General features: G+C 67.1%; 25 protein-coding genes. 18 read left to right on the forward strand and 7 right to left on the reverse strand.

Annotation, left to right across the window (positions count from 1 at the left end):
• Positions 1–164: 164 nt before the first annotated feature.
• Positions 165–785 carry a TetR/AcrR family transcriptional regulator gene (locus JNJ68_RS09960; RefSeq protein ID WP_294982004.1) on the forward strand — a complete coding sequence of 207 codons (621 nt, stop codon included), beginning with the start codon at positions 165–167 and terminating at the stop codon, positions 783–785.
• 64 nt (positions 786–849) lie between these two features.
• Here JNJ68_RS09960 and JNJ68_RS09965 read toward each other — a convergent pair whose 3' ends face one another.
• A complete protein-coding gene (locus JNJ68_RS09965) occupies positions 850–1,509 on the reverse strand; it encodes an FCD domain-containing protein (protein ID WP_294982006.1) in 660 nt (219 codons plus the stop codon).
• A 139-nt stretch (positions 1,510–1,648) separates the two neighbouring features.
• Between JNJ68_RS09965 and JNJ68_RS09970 the strand changes: the two genes are divergently transcribed.
• The 6 genes from JNJ68_RS09970 (at position 1,649) to dusA (ending at position 7,176) form a co-directional block, all read left to right on the forward strand.
• Positions 1,649–2,770 (forward strand): cupin domain-containing protein, encoded by a 1,122-nt coding sequence (locus JNJ68_RS09970; RefSeq protein ID WP_294982008.1) that lies wholly within the window; start codon positions 1,649–1,651, stop codon positions 2,768–2,770.
• 9 nt (positions 2,771–2,779) lie between these two features.
• Positions 2,780–3,703 (forward strand): fumarylacetoacetate hydrolase family protein, encoded by a 924-nt coding sequence (locus JNJ68_RS09975; RefSeq protein WP_294982010.1) that lies wholly within the window; start codon positions 2,780–2,782, stop codon positions 3,701–3,703.
• Positions 3,704–3,787: 84 nt separating this feature from the next.
• Complete coding sequence (locus JNJ68_RS09980) at positions 3,788–4,717, forward strand: carbon-nitrogen hydrolase family protein (protein ID WP_294982012.1); 930 nt, start codon at positions 3,788–3,790, stop codon at positions 4,715–4,717.
• A complete protein-coding gene (locus tag JNJ68_RS09985; protein WP_294982014.1) occupies positions 4,717–5,349 on the forward strand; it encodes a flavin reductase family protein in 633 nt (210 codons plus the stop codon). Before JNJ68_RS09980 ends, JNJ68_RS09985 begins: the two co-directional genes overlap by 1 nt.
• Positions 5,350–5,526: 177 nt before the next feature.
• A complete protein-coding gene (locus JNJ68_RS09990; RefSeq protein ID WP_294982016.1) occupies positions 5,527–5,880 on the forward strand; it encodes a hypothetical protein in 354 nt (117 codons plus the stop codon).
• Positions 5,881–6,192: 312 nt separating this feature from the next.
• Positions 6,193–7,176, forward strand: a complete 984-nt coding sequence (gene dusA / locus JNJ68_RS09995) for a tRNA dihydrouridine(20/20a) synthase DusA (RefSeq protein WP_294982018.1) — start codon at positions 6,193–6,195, stop codon at positions 7,174–7,176.
• On the opposite strand, the gene JNJ68_RS10000 is transcribed toward dusA, so the two are convergent.
• A complete protein-coding gene (locus JNJ68_RS10000) occupies positions 7,158–8,351 on the reverse strand; it encodes a multidrug effflux MFS transporter (protein ID WP_294982019.1) in 1,194 nt (397 codons plus the stop codon). The two genes, dusA and JNJ68_RS10000, sit on opposite strands and share 19 nt — an antisense overlap.
• Before the next feature lie 145 nt (positions 8,352–8,496).
• Here JNJ68_RS10000 and JNJ68_RS10005 point away from each other — a divergent pair, with 145 nt between their 5' ends.
• Positions 8,497–9,315 (forward strand): sulfite exporter TauE/SafE family protein, encoded by an 819-nt coding sequence (locus tag JNJ68_RS10005; protein WP_294982020.1) that lies wholly within the window; start codon positions 8,497–8,499, stop codon positions 9,313–9,315.
• On the forward strand, positions 9,309–10,061 hold the full coding sequence (locus tag JNJ68_RS10010; protein ID WP_294982022.1) for a hypothetical protein: 753 nt from the start codon (positions 9,309–9,311) through the stop codon (positions 10,059–10,061). Before JNJ68_RS10005 ends, JNJ68_RS10010 begins: the two co-directional genes overlap by 7 nt.
• Positions 10,062–10,175: 114 nt before the next feature.
• Here JNJ68_RS10010 and JNJ68_RS10015 read toward each other — a convergent pair whose 3' ends face one another.
• The 3 genes from JNJ68_RS10015 to ccmI are packed head-to-tail and all read right to left on the reverse strand — an operon-like array spanning position 10,176 to position 12,032.
• Entirely contained in the window at positions 10,176–10,406 is a 231-nt protein-coding gene (locus JNJ68_RS10015; protein ID WP_294982024.1) for a DUF1289 domain-containing protein, read from the reverse strand.
• 10 nt (positions 10,407–10,416) lie between these two features.
• Entirely contained in the window at positions 10,417–10,884 is a 468-nt protein-coding gene (gene ruvX, locus JNJ68_RS10020; RefSeq protein WP_294982026.1) for a Holliday junction resolvase RuvX, read from the reverse strand.
• The gene (ccmI, locus tag JNJ68_RS10025; RefSeq protein ID WP_294982028.1) at positions 10,881–12,032 is read right to left on the reverse strand and encodes a c-type cytochrome biogenesis protein CcmI; all 1,152 of its coding nucleotides are present in this window, start codon (positions 12,030–12,032) and stop codon (positions 10,881–10,883) included. The genes ruvX and ccmI overlap by 4 nt, the downstream gene beginning before the upstream one ends.
• Before the next feature lie 258 nt (positions 12,033–12,290).
• Between ccmI and JNJ68_RS10030 the strand changes: the two genes are divergently transcribed.
• The 8 genes from JNJ68_RS10030 (at position 12,291) to JNJ68_RS10065 (ending at position 19,836) form a co-directional block, all read left to right on the forward strand.
• Positions 12,291–13,538, forward strand: a complete 1,248-nt coding sequence (locus tag JNJ68_RS10030; protein WP_294982030.1) for a sarcosine oxidase subunit beta family protein — start codon at positions 12,291–12,293, stop codon at positions 13,536–13,538.
• Positions 13,539–13,641: 103 nt separating this feature from the next.
• The gene (locus tag JNJ68_RS10035) at positions 13,642–14,001 is read left to right on the forward strand and encodes a hypothetical protein (protein ID WP_294982032.1); all 360 of its coding nucleotides are present in this window, start codon (positions 13,642–13,644) and stop codon (positions 13,999–14,001) included.
• A gap of 54 nt (positions 14,002–14,055) precedes the next feature.
• Positions 14,056–14,811: an FkbM family methyltransferase gene (locus JNJ68_RS10040; protein WP_294982034.1), complete on the forward strand. Its 756-nt coding sequence runs from the start codon at positions 14,056–14,058 to the stop codon at positions 14,809–14,811.
• Between the two features lie 25 nt (positions 14,812–14,836).
• Positions 14,837–15,172, forward strand: a complete 336-nt coding sequence (locus JNJ68_RS10045) for a sarcosine oxidase subunit delta (RefSeq protein ID WP_294982036.1) — start codon at positions 14,837–14,839, stop codon at positions 15,170–15,172.
• Positions 15,169–18,084, forward strand: coding sequence for a sarcosine oxidase subunit alpha family protein (locus JNJ68_RS10050; RefSeq protein WP_294982037.1), 2,916 nt, complete (start codon positions 15,169–15,171; stop codon positions 18,082–18,084). The genes JNJ68_RS10045 and JNJ68_RS10050 overlap by 4 nt, the downstream gene beginning before the upstream one ends.
• Positions 18,077–18,607, forward strand: a complete 531-nt coding sequence (locus JNJ68_RS10055) for a sarcosine oxidase subunit gamma family protein (protein ID WP_294982039.1) — start codon at positions 18,077–18,079, stop codon at positions 18,605–18,607. The genes JNJ68_RS10050 and JNJ68_RS10055 overlap by 8 nt, the downstream gene beginning before the upstream one ends.
• Positions 18,608–18,704: 97 nt before the next feature.
• Positions 18,705–19,121, forward strand: a complete 417-nt coding sequence (locus JNJ68_RS10060) for a hypothetical protein (protein ID WP_294982041.1) — start codon at positions 18,705–18,707, stop codon at positions 19,119–19,121.
• Between the two features lie 112 nt (positions 19,122–19,233).
• Positions 19,234–19,836: a superoxide dismutase gene (locus tag JNJ68_RS10065; RefSeq protein WP_294982043.1), complete on the forward strand. Its 603-nt coding sequence runs from the start codon at positions 19,234–19,236 to the stop codon at positions 19,834–19,836.
• Between the two features lie 55 nt (positions 19,837–19,891).
• On the opposite strand, the gene JNJ68_RS10070 is transcribed toward JNJ68_RS10065, so the two are convergent.
• On the reverse strand, positions 19,892–20,443 hold the full coding sequence (locus JNJ68_RS10070; protein ID WP_294982045.1) for a TIGR00730 family Rossman fold protein: 552 nt from the start codon (positions 20,441–20,443) through the stop codon (positions 19,892–19,894).
• A gap of 99 nt (positions 20,444–20,542) precedes the next feature.
• Here JNJ68_RS10070 and JNJ68_RS10075 point away from each other — a divergent pair, with 99 nt between their 5' ends.
• Positions 20,543–21,910, forward strand: a complete 1,368-nt coding sequence (locus tag JNJ68_RS10075) for an Ig-like domain-containing protein (RefSeq protein ID WP_294982047.1) — start codon at positions 20,543–20,545, stop codon at positions 21,908–21,910.
• Here JNJ68_RS10075 and JNJ68_RS10080 read toward each other — a convergent pair.
• Positions 21,871–22,242: a metalloregulator ArsR/SmtB family transcription factor gene (locus JNJ68_RS10080; RefSeq protein ID WP_294982049.1), complete on the reverse strand. Its 372-nt coding sequence runs from the start codon at positions 22,240–22,242 to the stop codon at positions 21,871–21,873. The two genes, JNJ68_RS10075 and JNJ68_RS10080, sit on opposite strands and share 40 nt — an antisense overlap.
• Positions 22,243–22,331 lie beyond the last annotated feature (89 nt).

Consider the following 22,331-nt stretch of genomic DNA (forward strand, 5'->3'; position numbering starts at 1 on the left):
CTTGAGTTTTGCAATTCACTGCCCGACACTGCCGCGGAGGGACAGCCGCGATGCACGGCAAGCGACGGAAAACAATGAAACTCTCAAGTCGACCTGGGCTTGATGCGTTTCGGGTTTCCTTCTGCAGCAACTTGGCTACGCTTGCCGAACCAGAGGATGCGCCGATGAAACCTGAAGACTTCTTGCTGGTCCAACCCCAACAGGACCGCGCCTTGGCCAAGTTCCGCAAGATGGTCGATGCCGGCATCGAAATCCTGGCCGAAAGCGGTTTCGCCGGGCTGACGACGGATGCCATCGCGGCAAGGGCCGGAGTGAATATCTCGACATTCTACAAATACTTCCCCAACCGCGAGGCGCTGGTCCGCTATCTGGCGGTGGACTTCATCGACAAGCAGACCGCCTCGATGCTGGCGGTGATCGACCGGATGCCGCCCGATGCGCCGCTGGAGGTGGTGATTCCCGCCATGCTGGATGCGGCGGTGGACGATTGGGCGGGCAACGCCGCCTCGCGCGCGCTGCAAGGCAGCTTCATCCTCGATCCGGTGCTCTACGACGCCTACAGCCGCAGCAGCCAGGACGTCGCGGTCGCGCTGCAACCCTTCATGGCCGTCTGGAACATCGAGGGCAATTTCGAGGATTGGGACCGGATGCATTCGGTCTTCGGCGACAGCGCCATCGTGTTGTTCGACCGCGCCGCGAAGGCCGAGCCGGACGAGCAGGCCAAGGTCGTCACCCAGCTGAAAAAGCTCGCCGTTGCCTACTTCAAGACTGCCGTAAGGACCTGACTGCTTTGCCGATACCGCTTGCGTCAGCCCGGCGGCCCGAGTCGCGCAGAAAGGGCGAACCCGCTCAGATCAACGGGGCATCACTCTCGACCATGCCCGAGCGGATCATGGCGGCGGTCTGCAGGTAGTGGTCGCGCAGCAGACGTTCGGCCCGGGTCGTATCCCGTGCCAGGACGGCATCGGCGATGTCGCCATGTTCGGCGTCGATGTCGCGTTTTTGCGGCCCGGCGTCCAGCAGCGCGGGGATGCGATAGCGCTCGGTCGCGGCATAGAGGCGTTCGAAGAAGTTCATCAGCCAGTCGGAGCCGCAGGCCGCAAGAAGCGCGCGGTGAAAGGCGTGATGGCGGGTCTTCAATTCGTCCACATCGCTGCTTTCCCGCCCGGTCTGTCGACGAAGGGCGTAAAGCGCGGCGACGATCGACGCCTCCCAGGCATCGTCGCCCTGCGCGATCGAAAGACGCAGCGCCTCGGTCTCGACCAGAAGGCGGGCGTGCAGGGCATCTTCGAACTCGGCCAGCGACCGGGCCGAGACGCGGAAGCCGCGCAGGGATTCGGCAGTGACAAGGCGTTCCGCCTGAAGCCGGTTCAGCGCCTCGCGCAGCGGCGAGAAGCCCATCCTGTAGCGCTCGCTGAGTTCGGCAAGGCGCAGCGGGCTGTCGGGAGCGAAGCAGCCATCGACGATGTCTTTGCGCAGGGAAACATAGGCTTTTTCCGCAAGAGTCATGATCGCATCCTTCACTGGCCGCAGCATATCCAGAGCCGGCGACACGTGCAATTCCAATATTTTCGAAAATCTTTATTGCCATCGAAAATACTGGCTGGCATAGTTCGCGCGTCATCTCAGCCGGAGGAGGGGGAAGGCCATGGCCGCCAAACGCGAAAACCACCGTGAGGATGTTGTCGGCCGCGCCAATGTCGAGGATACGCCGGAGCTTTTGGCCTATTACGACCAGCTCGAAGGCTACCATGCCGGTGCGCTCTGGACCGTGGCGAACAAGATCGAGCCCTGGCAGCCGCAAAGCCAGTCGGTCCCGGTGGTCTGGAGATACAAGGACCTGCGCGATCATGTGATCCGCTCGGTCGATCTGGTGACGCCAGAGAAGGCGGGGCGTCGGGTGATCTATCTGAACAACCCGGGGCGGCAGGACGTGGCGGCGGCGGTCGGCTGGATCTATGCCGGCCTTCAGGTGATGAAGCCGGGCGAGGTGGCCGGCGCCCATCGCCATTCGGCCAGCGCGATCCGCTTCATCATGGAAGGGCGCGGTGCCTATACCGTCGTCGACGGTCACAAGATGACGCTCGGCGCGAATGATTTCGTGCTGACCCCCAACGGCACCTGGCACGAACATGGCGTCAGCGCGGATGGGGCGCTGTGCCTGTGGCAGGACGGGCTGGACATTCCCTTCGTCAACGCGATGGAGGCGAATTTCTACGAAGTGCACCCCGACCTCAACCAGGCGGTGGGCTATGCCGTCGACGACATGACCAAGACCTGGGGCAATCCGGGGCTGACCCCCTATGGCGACAGATGGGGCAAGGCCTACAGCCCGATGCTCAAATACGAATGGGCACCCACCTATGACGCGCTGACCCGCTATTCGGCATGCACGGGGGGAAGCCCGTTCGATGGTGTGCTGATGGAATACGTCAACCCGACGACCAATGGCCCGGTGATGCAGACGCTGGGTGCCAGCATGCAGATGCTGCGGCCGGGTGAGCAGACGAAGGCGCATCGCCACACCGGCAGCTACCTCTATCATGTCGCCAAAGGCCGGGGCCATTCGATCATAAACGGCAAGCGGTTCGACTGGCAGGAACGCGACATTTTCTGCGTTCCCTCCTGGGCGTGGCACGAACACGTCAACGCATCGGACCGCGAGGATGCCTGCCTCTTCTGCCTGAACGACCTGCCGGTCATGCGGGCGCTCGGGCTCTATCGGGAAGAGGCTTTCGGTGAAAACGGCGGCCAGCAGCCGCTTCTGTAAGGACTGATCATGAAACTGGTGACCTACCGCGCCTCGGTCGAAAGCGCGGCCCGTCTTGGGGTGATCGAGGGCGATCTTGTCGTCGACGTGGAGCGGCTGGCGGCCGCGCAGGGCGAGTGCCTGCCGGCGACCATGCTGGGGCTGATCGACACCGGCCGCCCGGGGCTGGAGACTCTGCGCGCCTGTCTGGCGGCGGCGAAGGGCCGCCACAAGCCCGGCACGGCGACGGCCCTGTCGAACGTGTCTCTTCTCGCTCCGATCCCGCGGCCGCGGAAGAACATCTTCGGGATCGGACTCAACTATGTCGAGCATGTCGCGGAAAGCGCGGCCTCTCTGGACACGTCCAAGGACCTGCCGAAACAGCCGGTGGTGTTCTCGAAGCCGCCGACGACGGTGATCGGGCCAGGCGACGCGATCCAGCACGACACCAAGATGACCAGGCAGCTGGACTGGGAGGTGGAACTGGCCGTCATCATCGGCACCACCGCCCGTCGCGTCCGGCGCGAGGCGGCCCTGGCGCATGTCTTCGGCTATTCTGTGATGATCGACGTCTCGGCCCGCGACAACCGCCGCGCGGGCCAGTGGATCTTCTCCAAGGGCATGGACAGCTACGCCCCCTTCGGCCCCGTACTCGTCACGGCGGACGAGATTCCCGATCCGCAGTGCCTGGACCTGTGGCTGACCGTCAACGGGGTGGAAAAGCAGCGGTCGAACACGCGTCACATGCTGTTCAAGGTCGATGAGCTGATCGCCGACATCTCGACCGGTATGACGCTGGAACCGGGCGACATCATCGCCAGCGGCACGCCGGAAGGCGTCGGCGCGGGCAGGTCGCCGCAGGAATGGCTGAAACCGGGCGACGTGGTCCTGGGCCATGTGCAGGGGATCGGCACGCTGCGCAATCCGGTCGTGAACGCGACCCCGGAAGACTGACAGGTTGCATTTCCTGACCGGAAGGTTCCTGTGGGGGTCCGGGGGTGCTGCGCTCCGGGGCCCCGATCCTTAGCGGAGGCGACGATGTCCACCCCCTTCACTTCTGCCGTGGTCCAGATGGCCTCGGTCCCCAATGACCCGCTGGCCACCGCCGAAAAGGCCGCCCTGCGGCTGCGCGAAGCCGCTGAAAATGGCGCTCGGCTGGTGGTTTTCCCCGAGGCGCTGATCGGCGGCTACCCCAAGGGCGCCAGCTTCGGCGCGCCGATCGGCATGCGCAAGCCCGAGGGGCGCGCGGCCTTCGCGCGCTACCACGCCTCGGCCATCGACCTGGACGGACCCGAGGTCGCCTGCCTGACCGAAGCCTGCACTGAAACGGGTGTCTTCGCCGTCGTCGGCGTGATCGAACGCGACGGTGCGACGCTCTATTGCACCGTCCTCTACCTTGATGGCGCAAAGGGGCTGGTCGGCAAGCATCGCAAGCTGATGCCCACGGCGGGCGAGCGCCTGATCTGGGGCTTTGGCGACGGATCGACGATGCCCGCCTTCAAGACCGACCTCGGCACCATCGGCGCAGTGATCTGCTGGGAAAACTACATGCCGGCGCTGCGGATGCATATGTATCACCAGGGCGTCAGCCTGTATTGCGCGCCCACTGCGGATGACCGCGACACCTGGCTTCCCACCATGCAGCACATCGCGCTGGAAGGCCGCACCTTCGTTCTGACTGCCTGCCAGCACATCACCCGCGCCGCCTATGGTCCCGACCACGAAAGCGCGCTCGGCGACGAGCCCGACCGCGTGATGATGCGCGGCGGATCGGCCATCGTGTCACCTATGGGTCGGGTGCTGGCCGGACCGGATTTCAATGGCGAGACCGTGCTCTACGCCGAGATCGATCCCGACGAGGTGATGCGCGCCAAGTTCGACTTCGACGTGACCGGCCACTACGCCCGGCCGGACGTCTTCCAGCTGATCGTGGACAGCCGGGCGAAACCTGCGGTGCGCGAAATCTGATGCGCTACGACCTTGACCGGGTGCCCGAGCCGATCGCCTACAAGCTCCTGGCCGCGACCGTCATTCCCCGGCCCATCGCCTGGGTGGTGACCAAGGGGAAGGAGGGGTTGAACGCCGCGCCCTATTCGTTCTTCAACGTCATGGGATCGGCCCCGCCGACCATCGCGCTGGGGCTGATGGCGGCGCCGGACCGCGGGTTCAAGGACACCGCGCTGAACATCCTCGAAACCGGGGAATTCGTCGTGAACCTGGTGCCGGAACGGCTGGCCGGGCAGATGAACCTGACCGCAGCCGACGCGCCGCGCGGGGTGGACGAACTCGCTCTGGCGGGGCTGGAAACGCTGCCCTCGACCCACATCGCCCCGCCCCGCATCGCCGAAAGCCCGGTTGCCTTCGAATGCCGGTCGCTGTCCTCGGTCATCACCGGTCCGTGCCAGACGGTCGTGATCGGCCGCGTGCTCGCCGTGCATATCGAGGACCGGTTCCTCAAGGACCCCGATCGCGCGCATATCCGGACCGACGCGCTTGACCTCGTGGCCCGCAGCTACGGCAGCGACTATGTCCGCACACACGACACGTTCCGACTGGACCGTCCGACCTGGGCGGGGCTGAAGGCCGAAGGAAAAGTCTGATCCCAACAAGGTTTTCGGAGAAGGCAGGGCTTTCGAGAATACCGTCGGTAGGATTGCGGTCAGCGTCATCTCTGCCGGGGATCGAGGACACCGGGCACACGCGGCTTCTGGTCTTCACCAACGGACACCCGGAAATCCTGAAGCGGATCGACCCCGAAGGCCGAAGACGACGTCAAGTTGCAGATTGGCATCCAGATGCTGCGCGAAGCGGCGGAGAGGCGGGTGACATCGCCGGCTGCGACCGACCTGACGGTCGATCTGCGCGGCACGCCCTGCAGTGGCACGGCTCAGTTCAGCCCGAAACCGGGGCCGGCGGCGCATTGGCCCGCGCGGCTGTGCCTCATCCCGACGTCGATCCCCGGTGTGACTGGACCTGCACCGGCTTCAGGCCGCGCGCAACCGAACTGGATCAACCTCTCGCGATCAAGCGCGTTGATCCCGACGATTCCAGATTCGCGCTGCTGCAAGTCCAGGATCGCCGTCCTGGACCGCTGCGGCGGCCTCCCGGCGGCCCTCGTGTCTCCGATGTGAGTTTGTATGGGTTCCCCAAATTTGGTCAGCCGAGCAATCCGGGAACTGACGGGCGTTTCGTTGCGGTCAACCGCAAGCTCCGCTAAAGGGGACCACCGCAGCGCATCATCCCGGCGTGAGATGCGTCTCGCCGACATACCGACCCTTGCGACGCAGCTCTAGGCGCCGCAAACCAGAGGGGAAGCTTTGCGATGGCGGGCATTCGTGTGCAATCCGCGTGCAGTGATCGTCGTGACATGGCGAAAAGTGGCGAAACGGAGCGTGAGGACGGCGGGCGGTCAAACGACCCAGCGATTTGAGTTTGCAGAAAAAATGACAGAATATCAGCCATATAGACTCTCCGTCGCCCCCATGATGGACTGGACCGACCGGCACTGTCGCGTCTTCCACCGGCAGATGACCCGGCGGGCGATGCTCTACACGGAAATGGTGACGGCCCCCGCCATTGTCCACGGACCTAAACCCCGCCTTCTCGACTTCTCCCCGCAGGAACATCCCGTCGCACTGCAACTCGGCGGCTCAGACCCGGTGGAACTCGCTTCCGCCGTCCGTATCGCTGCCCCCTGGGGCTACGACGAGATCAACCTGAACTGCGGTTGCCCCTCGGACCGCGTGCAGTCCGGCTGCTTCGGGGCCGTCCTGATGGAACGACCGACACTCGTCGCCGATTGCGTCCGTGCGATGCAGGGCGAGACCGACACCCCCGTCACCGTCAAATGCCGGATCGGGGTGGACAACCAGGACCCCGAAGCCGTCCTGCCCGCCTTCATCGAGACCATGGCCGGGGCAGGGGTCCGCCATATCATCGTCCACGCCCGGAAAGCCTGGCTCCAGGGCCTTTCTCCCAAGGAGAACCGGGAAATCCCGCCGCTCGATCATGACCTCGTGGTCCGCATGAAGCGCCTTTTCTCCGAGCTGACGATCTGCATCAACGGCGGCATCACCAGCCTGGCGCAGGCGAAGGCGCTCCTCGACCATGGCCTCGACGGCGTGATGCTCGGCCGCGCCGCCTACCATGACCCGGCGAACACCCTGATCGGCGCCGACGCGCTCTGGGGCGATGATTTCGCGCCCGACTCGCTGGCCGTCGTCGACACCATGCGCCCCTATATCGCCGCGCATCTGGCGCGTGGCGGGCGCCTGCACCAGATCACCCGCCACATGCTCGGCCTCTTCCAGGGCCGGCCCGGCGCGCGCGGTTGGCGACGGGTCCTGTCGGTCGAGGCCACCCGCGACGGGGCAGGCCTCGAGGTGATCGACCGCGCGCTCGCCGAACTTCAGGCCCGCGCCGCCTGACGCGGGATCAGCCGCGACAGGCCCAGCACCAGCGCACCGCAAAGGGCAATCGCCCCCAGCATCGGCGTCACCGTCCCGTCCAGGAACGGACCGGCAGCCACCACCAGCGCCCCCGCTGCCATCATCTGCAACGTGCCCCCCAGCGAGGCCGCCAGCCCCGCGATCGCACCATGCTCCTCCAGCGCCTGCACCTGCGCGCTCGGCATCAGCACCCCCAGGAACATATTGCCGATGAAAAGCGTCGTCATCGTCACCGGCAGGCTCGCCAGCCCCGCCAGCGCCAGCCCGAAGCCTGCGAAGGTCGCCAGCGAAAACCCGATCGTCGCCCGCCGGATCATCCGCAGCGTGCCGGCCCGCGCCGCGATCGTCGCCGAGAACTGCGAGGCCGCGAAGAAGCCCACTGCATTGACCGCGAAAGCCAGCGAGAATTGCGTCGCCGTCAGCCCGAAGCTGCCGATATAGACGAAAGAGGCGGCGGCGATGAAGACGAAGAAGCTCGCAAAGGCGAAACCCGCGAGGAGGGTCATCACCAGGAAGCTCCGGTTGGTCATCAGGGTCCGTGCGCCCGTCAGCGTGCTCGCCAGATCGAAGCGCCGCCGGTTCTCCGCTGCCAGGGTCTCGGGCACCGCGAAATGGATCAGCCCCGCGCTCACCAGCGCCGCGCCCAGGAGCGCCCAGAAGATCAGCCGCCAGCTGCCAAGCGCCAGCAATCCCGCGCCCGACAGGGGGGCAAGCAGCGGCGAGACGGCGATCACGATCATGATCGTCGACATCATCCGCGTCGCCGCCGGGCCGGTCGCCATGTCGCGGATCACCGCGCGCAGGACGACCATATTCGCCGCCCCGCCCGCGCCCTGCACCATCCGTCCCACCACCAGCCAGCCGAGCGTCGGCGCCAGCGCACAGGTCACGGTGCCCAGGATGAAAAGCGCCAGCCCGACATAAAGCGGCGGCTTCCGCCCCGCCTGGTCGGCCCAGGGGCCATAGACCAGCTGCGCGAGGCCGAAGGTGATGAAATAGCCGACGATGGTCCACTGCACCTCGTGCTGGCTGGCCCCCAGGTCGCGGCCGATATCGGGCATCGCCGGCAGATACATATCGATGGCAAACGGCCCGACGGCCGCCACCAGCCCCAGGATGATCGACATCGAGGTCGTGGAAATGCTGCGGGTCATGCGGGCCTTCCTTCGGGAGCATGCGGCGAAAGCGGGCAGCCTTACTCCGGCTGTCCGGAAAAGGGAAGACCGGCCCGGCATTTCCGGCTGGCCTGCGTCCGTCCAGCCCGCTAAACGGACGGAACATCATTCCGGATCCCACAACATGCCAGATCTTGCCACCGCCCTGCCGATGCTTGCCGTCCTTCTCGTCATCGGCGCCTTCGCCGGCGTGGTCGGCGGCCTCCTCGGCGTCGGCGGCGGGATCGTGCTGGTCCCGGCCTTCTTCTACGCTTTCGGCCATCTCGGCTTCGGCGGCGACCGCCTGATGCAGATCTGCGTCGCCACCTCAATGGCCACCATCGTCATCACCTCGCTGCGCTCCGTCTCCTCGCACAACAGGAAGGGCGCGGTGGACTGGGAGGTGCTGAAGACATGGGGTCCGGCGCTGGTGATCGCCGCCGCCGTGGGCACCTTCGTCGCGGGCAAGGTCTCGTCGATGACCCTGCAAGCGGTCTTCGGCGCGCTTGCGGGCCTCGCCGGCCTCTGGATGGCCTTCGGGCGCGAGGACTGGCGCCTGGGCGAGCACATGCCCGGCCAGCCGGTCCGCAGCCTTCTGGCCGGGGCCGTGGGCTTCTTCTCCGCCATGATGGGCATCGGCGGCGGCACTTTCGGCGTGCCGCTGATGACGCTCTACGCCATGCCGATCCACCGCGCTGTCGCCACAGCCTCGGGCTTCGGAGTCCTCATCGCCGTGCCCTCCGTCCTCGGCTTCCTGCTCCTGCCGGTCGCCGACGCACCGCCCTGGACCATCGGGGCCGTCAACCTCCCCGCCTTCCTCGTCGTCATCGGCACCACGCTGATGACCACGCCGCTCGGCGTCCACCTCGCCCATGCGATGAACCCCAAGCCGCTGAAACGCGCCTTCGCCGTCTTCCTGACCCTCGTCGCGCTGAACATGCTGCGGAAGGTGCTGGGGTGGTAGAGGCGGACGGAGAGGGGGGCTGGCGCCGCATCGGCCCTCACCCGGCCATCGCCGCCTGGGCAAGGGCTGCCCGCACCGCCGCGCTCCATACCCTCGCCACCACCGCTGAAGATTGGCGCTGCGGCGGCACCTGGTTTGTCGGCGTCGATGCGCTCCCCAATGCACCGGACGGCAGCATCGACGCGACCCCGTTCCCCTGGGGCGCGCTGCCCCTGACCCCCGAGCCCCTGCACCCTGCCCAGCTCTCGGTGATCCGCCCCGGCTACCCGCAGCCCTCGCCCGAGGAGACCCCCGCCGCCTTCGCCTTCCGCCGCGACCGCGATGCCGCCCATCTCGACGGTCTCCTCCCCATCGGCCCGGAAAAACGGAGGATGGTCAGGGAACCCCACGCCTGGATCCTCGGCCTGCCGCTCAACGACAGCCCGGCCTCGCCCCTCACCGTCTGGGAGGGCAGCCATGGAATCCTTCGCGCCGCCCTCCGCAAAGCCCTGGACCCCCACCCACCCGCAACCTGGGGCGAGATCGACATCACCGAAGCCTATCAGGCCGCGCGGAAAGAGATCTTCGCCATCTGCCGCCGGATCGAGCTTCCCGCCCGCCCGGGCGAGGTCACGCTGCTGCACCGCCTCGCTCTGCACGGGGTCGCATGCTGGAAGCCGCACGACGAAGCCCCGCCCGAAGGCCGGATGATCGCCTATTTCCGCCCGCAACTCGCCTCGGTCGAAGCCTGGCTCGCGCTGCACTGATTTTCTGTCCCGAAGTATCCTGGGGGTTTGGGGGTGAAACCCCCATCCGGAGACAAGCGGGCGAAGTCCCGCGCAGGCGACCTGAAGACTCCGTGCCGAAGGCACTCCGCCCGATCAGCGCTCCAGCCGGGCCATCCGCCCGCCGCGCCGCTTCGCCAGCCGGGGCGCGCGCGACGGCAACTCCGCCATCACCGCCGCCCGCTCCTCATGCGTCATCCGCGACCAGCCGGAGATTTCCTCGATCGACCGCATGCAGCCGACGCAGATCCGTTCCTCGGGATGCACGACGCAAAGCCTGACGCAAGGCGAAGCGATCTCGTCGCGTTTCCAGACGTCGTCCTTCACGGGTTCACCTTCAGCCAAGATACGCCATCCGGTCCAGCGCGCCTTGCAGGATATATCCGGCAGCCACCTGGTCGATCACCGCTTTCCGACGCTTTCGCGACGTATCCGCCTCAAGAAGTGCCCTTTCTGCCGCAACCGTCGACAGACGCTCATCCCAATAGCAGATCGGCAGGGCCGTCAACTTCTCCAGGTTCCGCGCAAAGGCTTGAGTCGCCTGCACCCTCGGGCCGACCGAACCATCCATGTTCAACGGCAATCCCAGCACGATCCCGCTGGCCCCCCGCGCCTCCAGAAGTGCCAGCAGCCTACCCGCATCCAGCGTGAACTTCTCGCGCCGGATCACCTCGATCGGAGTTGCCACTTGCCGCCGCAGGTCCGACAGCGCGACGCCGATGGTCTTGTCGCCCAGGTCCAGCCCGGCAATCGCCCGCATCGGGGGCAGGGCGGCCAGGAACTCCTCCACGCTCGCGCAGATCACGGGGTCAGCCCGCTTTCGACCGCCGCCTGCTTCAGGAAGGACAGCTCTGCCGGTCGCCCCTCGAACCGGGCCTTCGCCTCGTCATAGATCTTCTGCGCCTCGTCCGTCCGCTCCAGCACCGTCAGCGAGCGGATCAGCCGGTCCCATTCCTCCACCGTGCCGCCCTCGGTCGCCAGCCGGTCGTTGAGCTGCGCCACCATGCCTTCGGGCGTCATCCCCTCCGGCGCTTCCAGCGTATCCGGCAGGGCATAGCGAATGCCCGCCAGCGCCGCGACCTGTTCGATGCGCTCGCGGATCGAGCCGACCCAGGGCGACCCAGGCATTCCGTGCTCGGCCAGCGGGCGCCAGAAGCGGAACGCCTGGTCGTAGCGCCCGCCCTGCAGGAACATCTCGCCCACCAGATAGCGCGACAGCTCGTTGCCCATGTCGCGCTCAAGGCTCGCGCGCAGCTCCGCCTCGGCCTCGGGCGAGACATAGCCCTGCGCCTCGGCCACCAGAGCCAGCGCCAGGTTGGCGTGGTCATTGGCCGAAGCCTCGTCGCCCCGCAGGGCCAGGATGCGTTCCTGCACCCGGACGGCGGCCTGCATCTCGCCCGCCTCGAAGCGGGTGCGGAACTCGGCCAGCAAGGCCGCAGGGTCGGTGATTGCCGACAAATCGTCGGCCAGCTTCTCGTCCAGCGCCGCGTCCCTCGGCGTCTTCAGCTGTTCCAGCTCCGCCGCCTGAGACGGTCGCGCCGCAATCCCGGCATCCAGCGCCTCCAGCCGGGGGATCAGTGCCATGTCGGGATAGCCCGGCGCGCCGAGCCACCAGTAGGCGGCAAGCCCGCCCGGCACCACCAGCGCCAGAATCAACGCCACCAGCGCCGCGACTCCGTCACTGTCCCTCGCAGCCCCGCGCGCCCCGCGTGCCCGGTCGGCCTCGATCACCCGCTTGCCGATTTCCGCCCGCAGCCGCTTGGCGTCCTCGGACCCGAGCGTGCCCCGCGACAGGTCGCGCTCGATCTCGGCCAGCTGGTCCTTGTAGACGGCAAGGTCGGCCTCTGCGCTCTCAGCGCCCGGCCTCGGCGCCCGCCGCAGCGCCGCGACCAGCACGGCGGCGACCAGAAGCGCCAGGCTGGCGGCCACTGCCCAGAAACCCCAGCCTGTCATGCCCCGCCTCGTCCGTCGTCCGCAATGTCCGCGCGGGAAGCCCCGCGCCTGTTCCGGCCCCACATAGTCGTTTCACCCCTCCCGAGAAAGGGGCATTCGGCCGCAGCGCCCCGCCCGCAGGCCCGCGACAGCGATACCTCCCGCCGAATGTCGCAATTTTCCCGATTGTGCCGCAGAAAGGTGCGGCTATAACCCGCAACCGATCCAAGAAAACACTGCCGGAGTCCCCCGGCCCGTTCCGTCCGACATGAGGCCCCGATGAAGCGCTATTCGGTCTTTGCCATCGCCCGCGAAGCAATCCGCTACCACATGGGCTGGGAACGCGCCTGGGCCTCGCCGGAACCGAAACCCGCCTATGACGCGATCATCGTGGGGGCAGGGGGCCACGGCCTCGCCACCGCATACTACCTCGGCAAGAACTTCGGCATCACCAATGTTGCCATCATCGAGAAGGGCTGGCTCGGCGGCGGCAACACCGGGCGCAACACCACGATCATCCGCTCGAACTACCTCCAGGACCCTTCCGCCGCGATCTACGAAAAGGCCCGCAGCCTGTACGAGACGCTGAGCCAGGACCTGAACTACAACGTCATGTTCTCGCCCCGCGGCGTGATGATGCTGGCCCAGACCCATCATGAGGTCCGCGGCTATCTCCGGACGGCGCACGCCAACGCCCTGCAAGGCGTTTCGACCGAATTCATCACCCCGCAGCGGGTGAAGGAACTGTGCCCGATCCTGAACATCGACGGGCCCCGCTACCCCGTCCTCGGCGCGCTCTGGCAGCCGCGCGGCGGCACCGGGCGGCACGATGCCGTCGCCTGGGGCTATGCCCGCGCCTGTTCGGCGATGGGAATGCACATCATCCAGAACTGCGAAGTGAAGGGCGTCCGGTCGGAAAACGGCCAGGTGTCGGGCGTCGACACCACCAAGGGCTTCATCGGCTGCAAGAAGCTCGGCATCGTCGTCGCGGGCCACTCCGGCCAGCTGGCCGAGATGGCGGGCTTCCGTCTGCCCATTGAAGCGGTCGCCCTCCAGGCCCTCGTCTCGGAACCGATCAAGCCCTGCATGGATGTGGTCGTCATGGCCAACACCGTCCACGGCTACATGAGCCAGTCCGACAAGGGCGAGATGGTGATCGGCGGCGGCACCGACGGCTTCAACAACTACACGCAGCGCGGCAGCTTCCACCATATCGAGGAAACCCTCCGCGCGCTGGTGGAAACCTTCCCGATCATCAGCCGCCTCAAGATGCTGCGCCAGTGGGGCGGCATTGTCGACATGACCGGCGACCGCTCGCCCCTGATCTCGAAGACCCCGCTCGGCAACTGCTTCATCAACTGCGGCTGGGGCACCGGCGGGTTCAAGGCGATCCCCGGTTCCGGCTGGGCCATGGCCGAGCTGATGGCCAAGGGCGAACCCGGTCCCCTGGCCGAGGACTTCAACATGTGGCGTTTCAAGGACGGCCAGTTCATCGACGAAAGCGTCGCCGCCGGGGTGGCGCACTGATGCATTCCCGTCGGCAACTCCTTGCCGATCCCCGGCCCGGGCGGAACCCCCCGCCCGCGGCCAAGGTTTCCATGCCAGTTTACAACAGCATGGAGACACTCCAATGGCCGATCAAGACCAATACAAGACCTACGTCCGTGAAACCCGGACGACCGAATCCTCCGGCAGCAGCATGGCGCTCATCGTCGGGGGCCTTGTCGTCGCGGTGGGCTTCATCCTGTGGCTCGTCTTCGGTGGGCCGGCCCCGGTCGGCACGACCGACCCGGTGTCCGACACCACCAACGTCACCATCGAGCCATCCGCGGCTCCGACCGAGCCCACGGTCGACGTCACCATCGACCCGGCCCCCGACGCGGCCGCTCCGCTCGAGACGGCACCGGCCGATGACGCGGCTGCGCCTACCGACGACGCCGCCGAACCGGCTGCCCCTGCCGAGCCTGCCACGCCTCCGGCCAACCCGTAATCTCTCCTGCGGCGCGCGCGCGCCTGCGCGCGCCGCAGCCTCCGGGGTCCGGCCATGATCCGCGACCTCGGCCCCTATGTCCCGAAACGCGCACACAAGCTGGATGCGCCGATCCTGACCATGCTTCTGAACGGGGTCCACGACCACCATCGCGGGCAGGTCTTCGTGGTGCAGGTCGGCGCGGGCAACGGCGCGACCGGCCTTCCCCTCCTGCCGCGCTTCCGGGATCACGGCTGGTCCGGCCTCCTCATCGAACCGCAGCCGCAGAACTTTGCGCAGCTCGACGCTCTGCACGCGAACGGCGAGCGGGTCGCCGTGCTGAACCTCGGCATCTCCGATATCTCGGCTAACCTGCCACTGCACTCCCTCTCGGCCGAAGGCGAGGCACGGAACCGTCGCGCACCCCGGGGCCGGGCCTCGCTGATCCGCGACCGCATCGCCACACCCGGCATCCGCCCCGATGACATCGCCAGCACCGAAGTACCCTTCCTGCGCATGGACACCGTGCTGGCAGAGCTGGGCATCGACAGCGTCCAGCTGCTGGCGGTCAACGCCGGCGGACACGAGGCGCAGGTGCTTTCCAGCTTCGACCTCGCCGCGCTCAACCCCTCGCTGGTCCTCGTCCAGTCCACCCCTGGCACCGCTGCCGACGACGCCTGCACCACCGCCCTGACCGCCGCCAGCCTGCACCCGTTCCGCATCGCGGGCTGGCTGGCGGGCCTTGCCCCCAACCGACTTGCCGTCCCGCTGGAAGAGCTGCTGACCTTCTTCCGCAAGGGCCTCGGCGCCCCGCAGGACACCGAAGAATGACCCCCGCACAACTGGGAAGACCCTCATGCTGATCCTCGAATGCCCCTACTGCGGCGTGAAGGCCGAAGAGACCGAGCTTTCCCCCGGCTACGAGGCGCATCTGAAGCGCTTCGGCCCCGGCTCCTCGCCCGAGGAGTTCGAGGCCTACATGTTCGCCCGCAAGAACCCCAAGGGCGTCCACTTCGAACGCTGGCGCCATACCTACGGCTGCGGGAAGTGGTTCCTCGCCGCCCGCTGCACCGCTACGCTGGAGGTTTTCGGAACCTACCCCGCGCAGGTCTCCGAACCCCCTGCCGACATCATCGCCAAGATCCAGGCCCGTCGACCCGACTGGCGGCCTGACTGGAAGGACATGAAATGAGCACGCGTCTCGCCAAGGGCGGCCGGTTGATCGACCGCACCGCGCCCGTCGAATTCACCTTCAACGGCAAGCGCCTCAAGGGCTTCCAGGGCGACACCCTCGCCGCGGGCCTCCTGGCCAACGATCAGGTCATGGTCGGCCGCAGCTTCAAGTACCACCGCCCGCGCGGCATCGTCGCCTCGGGGCCGGAAGAGCCGAACGCGCTCGTCAACCTTGGGCTCGGCGCACGGCTGGAGCCGAACCAGCGCACCACCACGACGGAGCTGTTCGATGGGCTCGACTCCACCAGCCAGAACCACTGGCCGTCGCTGGAATTCGACGTGGGCGTGGTGAACAACTACGTCGCCCGCTTCCTGCCCGCGGGCTTCTACTACAAGACCTTCATCCACCCGCGCCCGTTCTGGAAACACGTCTTCGAGCCGATCATCCGCCGCTCGGCAGGTCTCGGCAAGGCACCGACCGAAGGCGACGCCGACCGCTACGAACAGGCCTATGCCTTCTGCGACGTGCTGGTGATCGGGGCGGGGGTCGCAGGCCTCAAGGCCGCGAAGGCCGCGGCCGACAAGGGCCAGCGCGTCATCCTGCTGGAACAGGCCCCGACCCTTGGCGGCCGTGCTCCGGTCGACCAGACTGAGGTCGACGGCCAGCCGGTCGAAGCCTGGCTCTCCGCCATGGAATCCGACCTCGCCGCCCGCGACAACGTCACCATCCGCACCCGCACCTGCGGCTTCGGCGTCTATGACCACGGCTATGTCCTCGCCGACGAGCGCGTCGCCGACCATACCCCCGGCGATGGCCGACCGAAGCATCGGCTCTGGCGCATCCGCGCGGGCAGGATCGTCAGCGCGACCGGCGCCATCGAACGCCCGCTCAGCTTTGCCGGAAACGACATCCCCGGCGTGATGCTGGCCGGGGCCATGCGCGACTATGTGGTGAACTACGCCGTCTCGCCCGGCGACCGGACCGTCGTCGTCACCAACAACGACAGCGCCTACCAGACCGCCCTTGCGCTGAAGGCCGCGGGCCTCGACGTGCCCGCCATCCTCGACGCCCGCGACCAGGCCACCGGCCCGCTGCCCGAGGCCGCCCGCGCCGCGGGCATCCGCGTCCTGACGGGCAAGGCCATCGCCAAGGTCAAGGGGGCCAAGCGCGTGACCGGCGTCACCGTCTGCGCCCAGGCGGGCGAGGGGGCGGTGCAGGAGGAGATTCCTTGCGAGGCCGTCGCCATGTCCGGCGGCTGGTCCCCTGTCGTCCACCTGTGGAGCCATTGCGGCGGCAAGCTTCTCTGGGACGACACCATCTCCGCCTTCGTCCCCGACCCGGCCCGCCCGCCGCTGAACCACGACGGCTCGGCAATGGTCGAGGTTGTCGGCGCCGCCTCGGGCGATCTCACCCTGGACGGCAAGCCGACGATCCCGCCGGTCTGGGTCATGCCACAAGGCGCACCCATCGCCTATCGCAACAAGATGTGGCTCGACTACCAGAACGACGTGAAGGTCTCTGACGTGCAGCTTGCCGCGCGCGAGGGCTATCTCAGCGTCGAACATACCAAACGCTACACCACGCTCGGCATGGCGACCGACCAGGGAAAACTGTCGAACATCAACGGCCTCGCCATCCTCGCCGATGCGCAGGGCTCGCAAATCCCGCAGGTCGGCACCACCACCTTCCGCCCGCCCTACACGCCTGTCACCATCGGCGCGCTGGCCGGGGAATCGCGCGGCGAGATCTTCCAGCCGCTCCGCCGCACGCCGATGCACGAAGCACACGAAGCGGCGGGCGCCTATTTTGAACCCGTCGGCCTCTGGCGCCGCCCCTACTGCTACCCGCGCGCCGGGGAAACGCACGAACAGGCCGTCCACCGCGAGGTCACGAACACCCGCACCAACCTTGGCCTCCTTGACGCCTCCACCCTCGGCAAGATCATCGTCAAGGGCCCCGATGCGGGCCGCTTCCTCGACATGCTCTACACCGGCGTCATGTCCACGCTGCCGGTCGGCAAGTGCCGCTACGGCTTGATGTGCAACGAGCAGGGCTTCCTTTCCGACGACGGTGTCGTCGCGCGGATCGACGAGGACACCTGGCTTTGCCACACCACCTCCGGCGGGGCCGACCGCATCCACGCCTGGATGGAAGACTGGCTGCAATGCGAATGGTGGGACTGGAAGGTCTACACCGCCAACGTGACCGAACAATACGCTCAGGTTGCCGTGGTCGGCCCGAACGCAAGGAAACTGCTGCAAGTCCTTGGCGGAATGGACGTTTCCAAGGAGACGCTGCCCTTCATGCAATGGGCCGACGGCACCCTGGCGGGCTTCCCGGTCCGGGTCTACCGGATCAGCTTCTCGGGCGAACTCAGCTACGAGATCGCCGTCCCCGCCAGCCATGGCGCGGCCTTCTGGGCCGCCTGTCAGGAAGCCGGAAAGGCTTTGGGTGCAATGCCTTACGGGACGGAGTGCCTGCACGTCATGCGCGCCGAGAAGGGCTTCATCATGATCGGCGATGAAACCGACGGCACGGTGATCCCGCAGGACCTTGGTCTTGACTGGGCAATCTCGAAGAAGAAGGCCGACTTCCTTGGCAAACGTGGCCAGGAACGCACCTACCTCGCCAATCCGGACCGCTGGAAACTGATGGGCTTCGAGACGCTGGACGGCTCGGTCGTCCCGGACGGCGCCTATATCGTCGCCGAGGGGGTGAACGCCAACGGTCAGCGCAACACGCAAGGGCGCGTGACCTCGACCTACTACTCGCCGACGCTCAAGCGCGGCATCGCCATGGGCCTGCTGAAACAGGGACCTGCGCGGGTCGGCGAAGTGGTTGAGTTCAACACCGTCGCCGGTGGCACGGTGAAGGCCAAGGTCCGCGACACGGTCTTCTTTGACAAGGATGGGGAGAAGCAGAATGTCTGATCCGGTCAGCGCCCTGAACGGCGCCAGCGCCCAGGGCTTCGCCGCCATTCGCGAAGTCGGCCCCCTCGGCATGATAACCTTGCGTGCCAAAGGTTTGAAATCGCTGGACAAGGCGATCAAGGCCGTGACGGGGACCAAGCTCCCCGCGCAGCGTCGTATCGAAGTGAACGGCGACCGCGCCTGCGGTTGGATGAGCCCGGACGAATACCTGCTGATCCTGCCCTATGCCGACGTGTCCGCCGCGCTGGCCTCGCTCGCCAAATCTTTGGCGGGAGAGCATTATCTCGCCGTCGACGTCTCGGACGCCCGCGCTGTCTTCCGGGTCGAGGGCGACCGGGCGGCCGAAGTGCTGGCGAAGCTTGTCCCTGTCGACTTCGACAGGCTGGAACCGGGCGAGCTGCGCCGCAGCCGCACCGCCCAGGTGGCGGCGGCAATGTGGAAGCAGGATCAGGGGTTTACCCTGGTCTGCTTCCGCTCTGTTGCGCGGTATGTCTTTGATCTTCTTGCAAATGCCTCGCGCTGACCCTTTCGCGATCCCTTGACAGTCTTCCAGACCCCGGCTTCCATCCGTCCACGATCAACAATCCGTGGATTCATGAAGGTGGCGTTTGAAGATGGCGATGCGTAAAGGTTTGGCGGCGATGGCAATTCTGGCGGTCTGCGGGACGGTAGGCCCCGCGATGGCCAAGATCACCCAGTATGAGTGCAAGTTTCCCTACGAAAAGGCGCGCGGCGGCGGCTGGATTCCCGAAATCCTGATCCTGACCGACGACGATGCGAAGGGCGAGATCATCGTCTTCGACCCGGTCATCAAGCATTTCGTCGGCAATCCGATCAAGGCGAAGCTGAGCAGCCGCACCAACGCCCGCTCCACCTATACCTGGGAGCTGAGCTACCGGAACAAGGGCCAGGGCGGCCGGATGATCTATACCTTCTCGTATTTCAACAAGGGCCAGCGCGCCAAGATGAAAGGCGAGCCGGGCGGCTTCGACAACAGTTGGACGGGCGAGGGAACCTGCAAGGTCTCCCAGGGTTGACCAAAAGGGCCGTGACCGGGCGTCGGGCGGGGCGCAGGGTGGCAGCACCTTGACCTTCCCTCCGTAAGCCCCCTTATTCGTGCCAAGCCTTCACCCAACAGGAGAGACCACAATGGCTTTCACCCTTCCCGATCTTCCCTACGCTCACGATGCACTGGCCGGCCTCGGCATGTCGAAGGAGACGCTGGAATACCACCACGACCTGCACCACAAGGCCTATGTCGACAACGGCAACAAGCTGATCGCCGGCACCGAATGGGAAAACAAATCCCTTGAGGAGATCGTCAAGGGCACCTACCAGGCGGGCGCGGTGGCGCAGAACGGCATCTTCAACAACGCCTCCCAGCACTGGAACCACAACCAGTTCTGGACCTGGATGGCCCCGGGCGAAGGCAAGAAGATCCCCGGTGCGCTGGAAAAGGCGCTGACCGACAGCTTCGGCTCGGTGCAGAAGTTCAAGGACGATTTCGCCGCCGCCGGTGCGGGCCAGTTCGGCTCGGGCTGGGCCTGGCTGGTCAAGGACAAGGACGGCAGCCTCAAGGTCACCAAGACCGAGAACGGCGTGAACCCGCTGTGCTTCGGGCAGGTAGCACTTCTGGGCTGCGACGTGTGGGAGCACAGCTACTACATCGACTTCCGCAACAAGCGCCCGGCCTACCTGACCAACTTCCTGGAAAAGCTGGCGAACTGGGAAGCGGTCGCCGCGGCTTTGTAAGCCTTTGACTCGATGACGAAAAGGCCCGCGGATCGCGTCTCGCGGGCCTTCTTTGTCAGCGAAGTGCGCCCGCCAATGCCGCCTCCAGCGCCGGAACATCCGGCACGGTCCGGAAATGCCGCTTGAGCGAGGTATCCGCAAAGCCCTCGGCGATCACATGGTCGACAAGCGCCAGCAGCGGCTGCCAGTAGCCCTCCACATCCAGCAGCAGGATCGGCTTGCCGTGCAGCCCGATCTGCGCCCAGGTCAGCACCTCGAAGAACTCGTCCAGCGACCCCGCGCCGCCCGGCAGCACCACCACGGCGTCCGAGTTCATGAACATCACCTTCTTCCGCTCGTGCATGTCTTCGGTCACGACCATCGTTGCCCGGTCCCGTCCTGACCGTTCGCGCCCCAGAAGATGCACCGGGATCACCCCCAGCGCCGGTGCGCCCGCCGCCTGCGCGGCCTTCGCCACCTCGCCCATCAGGCCGACATCGCCCGCCCCGAAGACCAGCCGCCAGCCGTTCCGCGCCAGCATCGCCCCGGTGTCGCGGGCGGCGATCCCGTGCGCCGGGTTCCGGCCGGGACGAGAGCCGCAAAAGACGCAGACGGAACGAAGGGACATGGGTGCGCTCGAAAACAGTTGCTTTGCCCCGTCATATAGCGATTCCTGAGCACAAGAAACGCAAAGCGCGCACGACGGGATGGTCGGGGGAAGACGGGGATGGCGGCATTCGGGGCCCTGCGCCCGGGGACACAGGTGGCGGCCCTGCTCCTGGGCGGGACGGTGGTGGCGGGTGGCGGATATGCGGCCTGGCAGCTGACGCGGCCCGATCCCGCGCCGGTGGCAGCCGTCGAGGTCGCCGCCGCCGAACCGGCGAAGGCCGCCCCGGAACCTGCTGCCGAACCCGCCGCGGCACCCGCAGCCGAGCCGGAACCCGCCGCCGCGGCAGAGGCCCCGAAACTCGCCCAGCCGGTCATCGACACCTGGCGCGTCGCCGCCGACGGCGCGGCGGTGGTCTCCGGCACTGCCGAACCCGGCGCAACGGTCGAGGTCATGGTTGACGGCACCGCGGTCGCCAGCGGCGCCGCCACCGCATCGGGCGAGTTCGCGATCCTCTTCACCCTCGCGCCGAACCCGAAGCCCAGCCTCATGTGGCTGTCGATGACCCTGCCGGAGCACGATCCGGTTCCCTCCGCCGAGATGGTCGCCCTTGGCCCGGTCGAAGGCCCGAAGCCCCCCGCCACTGAGGCCCCGGCCGCCGAGGCACCCGCCGCCGGGGAACCCGCGCCGGGGGACACGATCGCCGCCGCCGAGGCGCCTGCCGCGCCGCCCGCGCTGCTTCTGTCCGAGGACGGCGCGGTCCTGTTGCAGGATCCCGCCACGCCCGATCCCCTCGCCCTGCCGACCGCCAGCGTGATGATCGACACCATCACCTACACGCCTGCGGGTGAGGTGCAGGTCGGCGGACGGGGCGCGGCAGGGGCAGGCCTGCGCATCTATCTCGACAATGCCGAAACGACGACGGCGCAGGTGCCGGACAACGGCCTCTGGCTCGCGACCCTGCCCGATACCCCGCCGGGCATCTACACCCTGCGCGTCGACCAGCTGGACGGCGCGGGGAAGGTCACATCCCGCTTCGAGACGCCATTCAAGCGCGAGACGCCCGAGGCCCTGGCCGCCGCCTCCGGCACCGAACCCGCCACTCCGGCGCCAGCGCCCGCTCCAGACGCCCCGGTCCAGCCCCAGGCAGAAGCGCCGGGCCTCGCCGCGCCCGGATCCCCCACCGAAACCACTACCGCCGAAGCCGCCGCGCCCGCGGTCGAGCCCACCCCGACCCCCACCGAAGCCGCCAGCGCGCCAGAGGCGCCGGCGGCACCGCAGGCCGACCCCGCGCCAGTCCCCGCCGCCGCGCCGGTCACCGTGACTGTGCAACCCGGCTTCACCCTCTGGGGCATCGCGCAGGACCGCTACGGCGACGGCGTGCTCTATGTGCAGGTGTTCGAGGCGAACAAGGACAAGATCAAGGACCCCGACCTGATCTATCCCGGTCAGGTGTTCTCGGTCCCGGAAACCGCAACCTCGCCCTGATCCGCGCCCGCGCGCCGGTTGTGCGCACAGGCCGCCAGCACGTCCGGGTGATGGCAGCAGCAATCGTTCAGCACGAAGGAAATCGTGCTGCCGACCATATGCGTGTCGACACTGTAGAACACATGCCGCGCCAGCTTGCGCGACCGCAGAAGCCCTGCCTGCTCCAGCGCCGACAGGTGGAACGACAGGCGCGGGGCGGCAAGGCCCAGCTTCTCCGCGATCTGGCCGGCCGCCATCCCCTCCGCGCCGCGCGGCGTCAGCAGGCGGATCAGGTCGAGCCGCGTTTCATGCGCAAGCGCCGAAAGGGCGGCGAGGGCTTTACTTCGGTCCATGGTTCAACTATTCAAGAAACCTTGAATTGACCATAGCCGAACCGGACCCGCCACGCAATCCCGTTGGCCGGACCGGACGCCATCCAGGA

Origin of the sequence: Tabrizicola sp. (assembly GCF_016793705.1) — a bacterium.
Classification (GTDB): Bacteria; Pseudomonadota; Alphaproteobacteria; order Rhodobacterales; family Rhodobacteraceae; genus Tabrizicola.

Excerpts from the sequence above, each read along its gene's own strand:
- JNJ68_RS09960 (WP_294982004.1), top strand. The coding sequence starts at position 165 with ATGAAACCTGAAGACTTCTTGCTGGTCCAACCCCAACAGGACCGCGCC.
- JNJ68_RS09965 (WP_294982006.1), bottom strand. The coding sequence starts at position 1,509 with ATGACTCTTGCGGAAAAAGCCTATGTTTCCCTGCGCAAAGACATCGTC.
- JNJ68_RS09970 (WP_294982008.1), top strand. The coding sequence starts at position 1,649 with ATGGCCGCCAAACGCGAAAACCACCGTGAGGATGTTGTCGGCCGCGCC.
- JNJ68_RS09975 (WP_294982010.1), top strand. The coding sequence starts at position 2,780 with ATGAAACTGGTGACCTACCGCGCCTCGGTCGAAAGCGCGGCCCGTCTT.
- JNJ68_RS09980 (WP_294982012.1), top strand. The coding sequence starts at position 3,788 with ATGTCCACCCCCTTCACTTCTGCCGTGGTCCAGATGGCCTCGGTCCCC.
- JNJ68_RS09985 (WP_294982014.1), top strand. The coding sequence starts at position 4,717 with ATGCGCTACGACCTTGACCGGGTGCCCGAGCCGATCGCCTACAAGCTC.
- dusA (WP_294982018.1), top strand. The coding sequence starts at position 6,193 with ATGACAGAATATCAGCCATATAGACTCTCCGTCGCCCCCATGATGGAC.
- JNJ68_RS10000 (WP_294982019.1), bottom strand. The coding sequence starts at position 8,351 with ATGACCCGCAGCATTTCCACGACCTCGATGTCGATCATCCTGGGGCTG.
- JNJ68_RS10005 (WP_294982020.1), top strand. The coding sequence starts at position 8,497 with ATGCCAGATCTTGCCACCGCCCTGCCGATGCTTGCCGTCCTTCTCGTC.
- ccmI (WP_294982028.1), bottom strand. The coding sequence starts at position 12,032 with ATGACAGGCTGGGGTTTCTGGGCAGTGGCCGCCAGCCTGGCGCTTCTG.
- JNJ68_RS10030 (WP_294982030.1), top strand. The coding sequence starts at position 12,291 with ATGAAGCGCTATTCGGTCTTTGCCATCGCCCGCGAAGCAATCCGCTAC.
- JNJ68_RS10035 (WP_294982032.1), top strand. The coding sequence starts at position 13,642 with ATGGCCGATCAAGACCAATACAAGACCTACGTCCGTGAAACCCGGACG.
- JNJ68_RS10040 (WP_294982034.1), top strand. The coding sequence starts at position 14,056 with ATGATCCGCGACCTCGGCCCCTATGTCCCGAAACGCGCACACAAGCTG.
- JNJ68_RS10045 (WP_294982036.1), top strand. The coding sequence starts at position 14,837 with ATGCTGATCCTCGAATGCCCCTACTGCGGCGTGAAGGCCGAAGAGACC.
- JNJ68_RS10050 (WP_294982037.1), top strand. The coding sequence starts at position 15,169 with ATGAGCACGCGTCTCGCCAAGGGCGGCCGGTTGATCGACCGCACCGCG.
- JNJ68_RS10055 (WP_294982039.1), top strand. The coding sequence starts at position 18,077 with ATGTCTGATCCGGTCAGCGCCCTGAACGGCGCCAGCGCCCAGGGCTTC.
- JNJ68_RS10060 (WP_294982041.1), top strand. The coding sequence starts at position 18,705 with ATGCGTAAAGGTTTGGCGGCGATGGCAATTCTGGCGGTCTGCGGGACG.
- JNJ68_RS10065 (WP_294982043.1), top strand. The coding sequence starts at position 19,234 with ATGGCTTTCACCCTTCCCGATCTTCCCTACGCTCACGATGCACTGGCC.
- JNJ68_RS10070 (WP_294982045.1), bottom strand. The coding sequence starts at position 20,443 with ATGTCCCTTCGTTCCGTCTGCGTCTTTTGCGGCTCTCGTCCCGGCCGG.
- JNJ68_RS10075 (WP_294982047.1), top strand. The coding sequence starts at position 20,543 with ATGGCGGCATTCGGGGCCCTGCGCCCGGGGACACAGGTGGCGGCCCTG.
- JNJ68_RS10080 (WP_294982049.1), bottom strand. The coding sequence starts at position 22,242 with ATGGACCGAAGTAAAGCCCTCGCCGCCCTTTCGGCGCTTGCGCATGAA.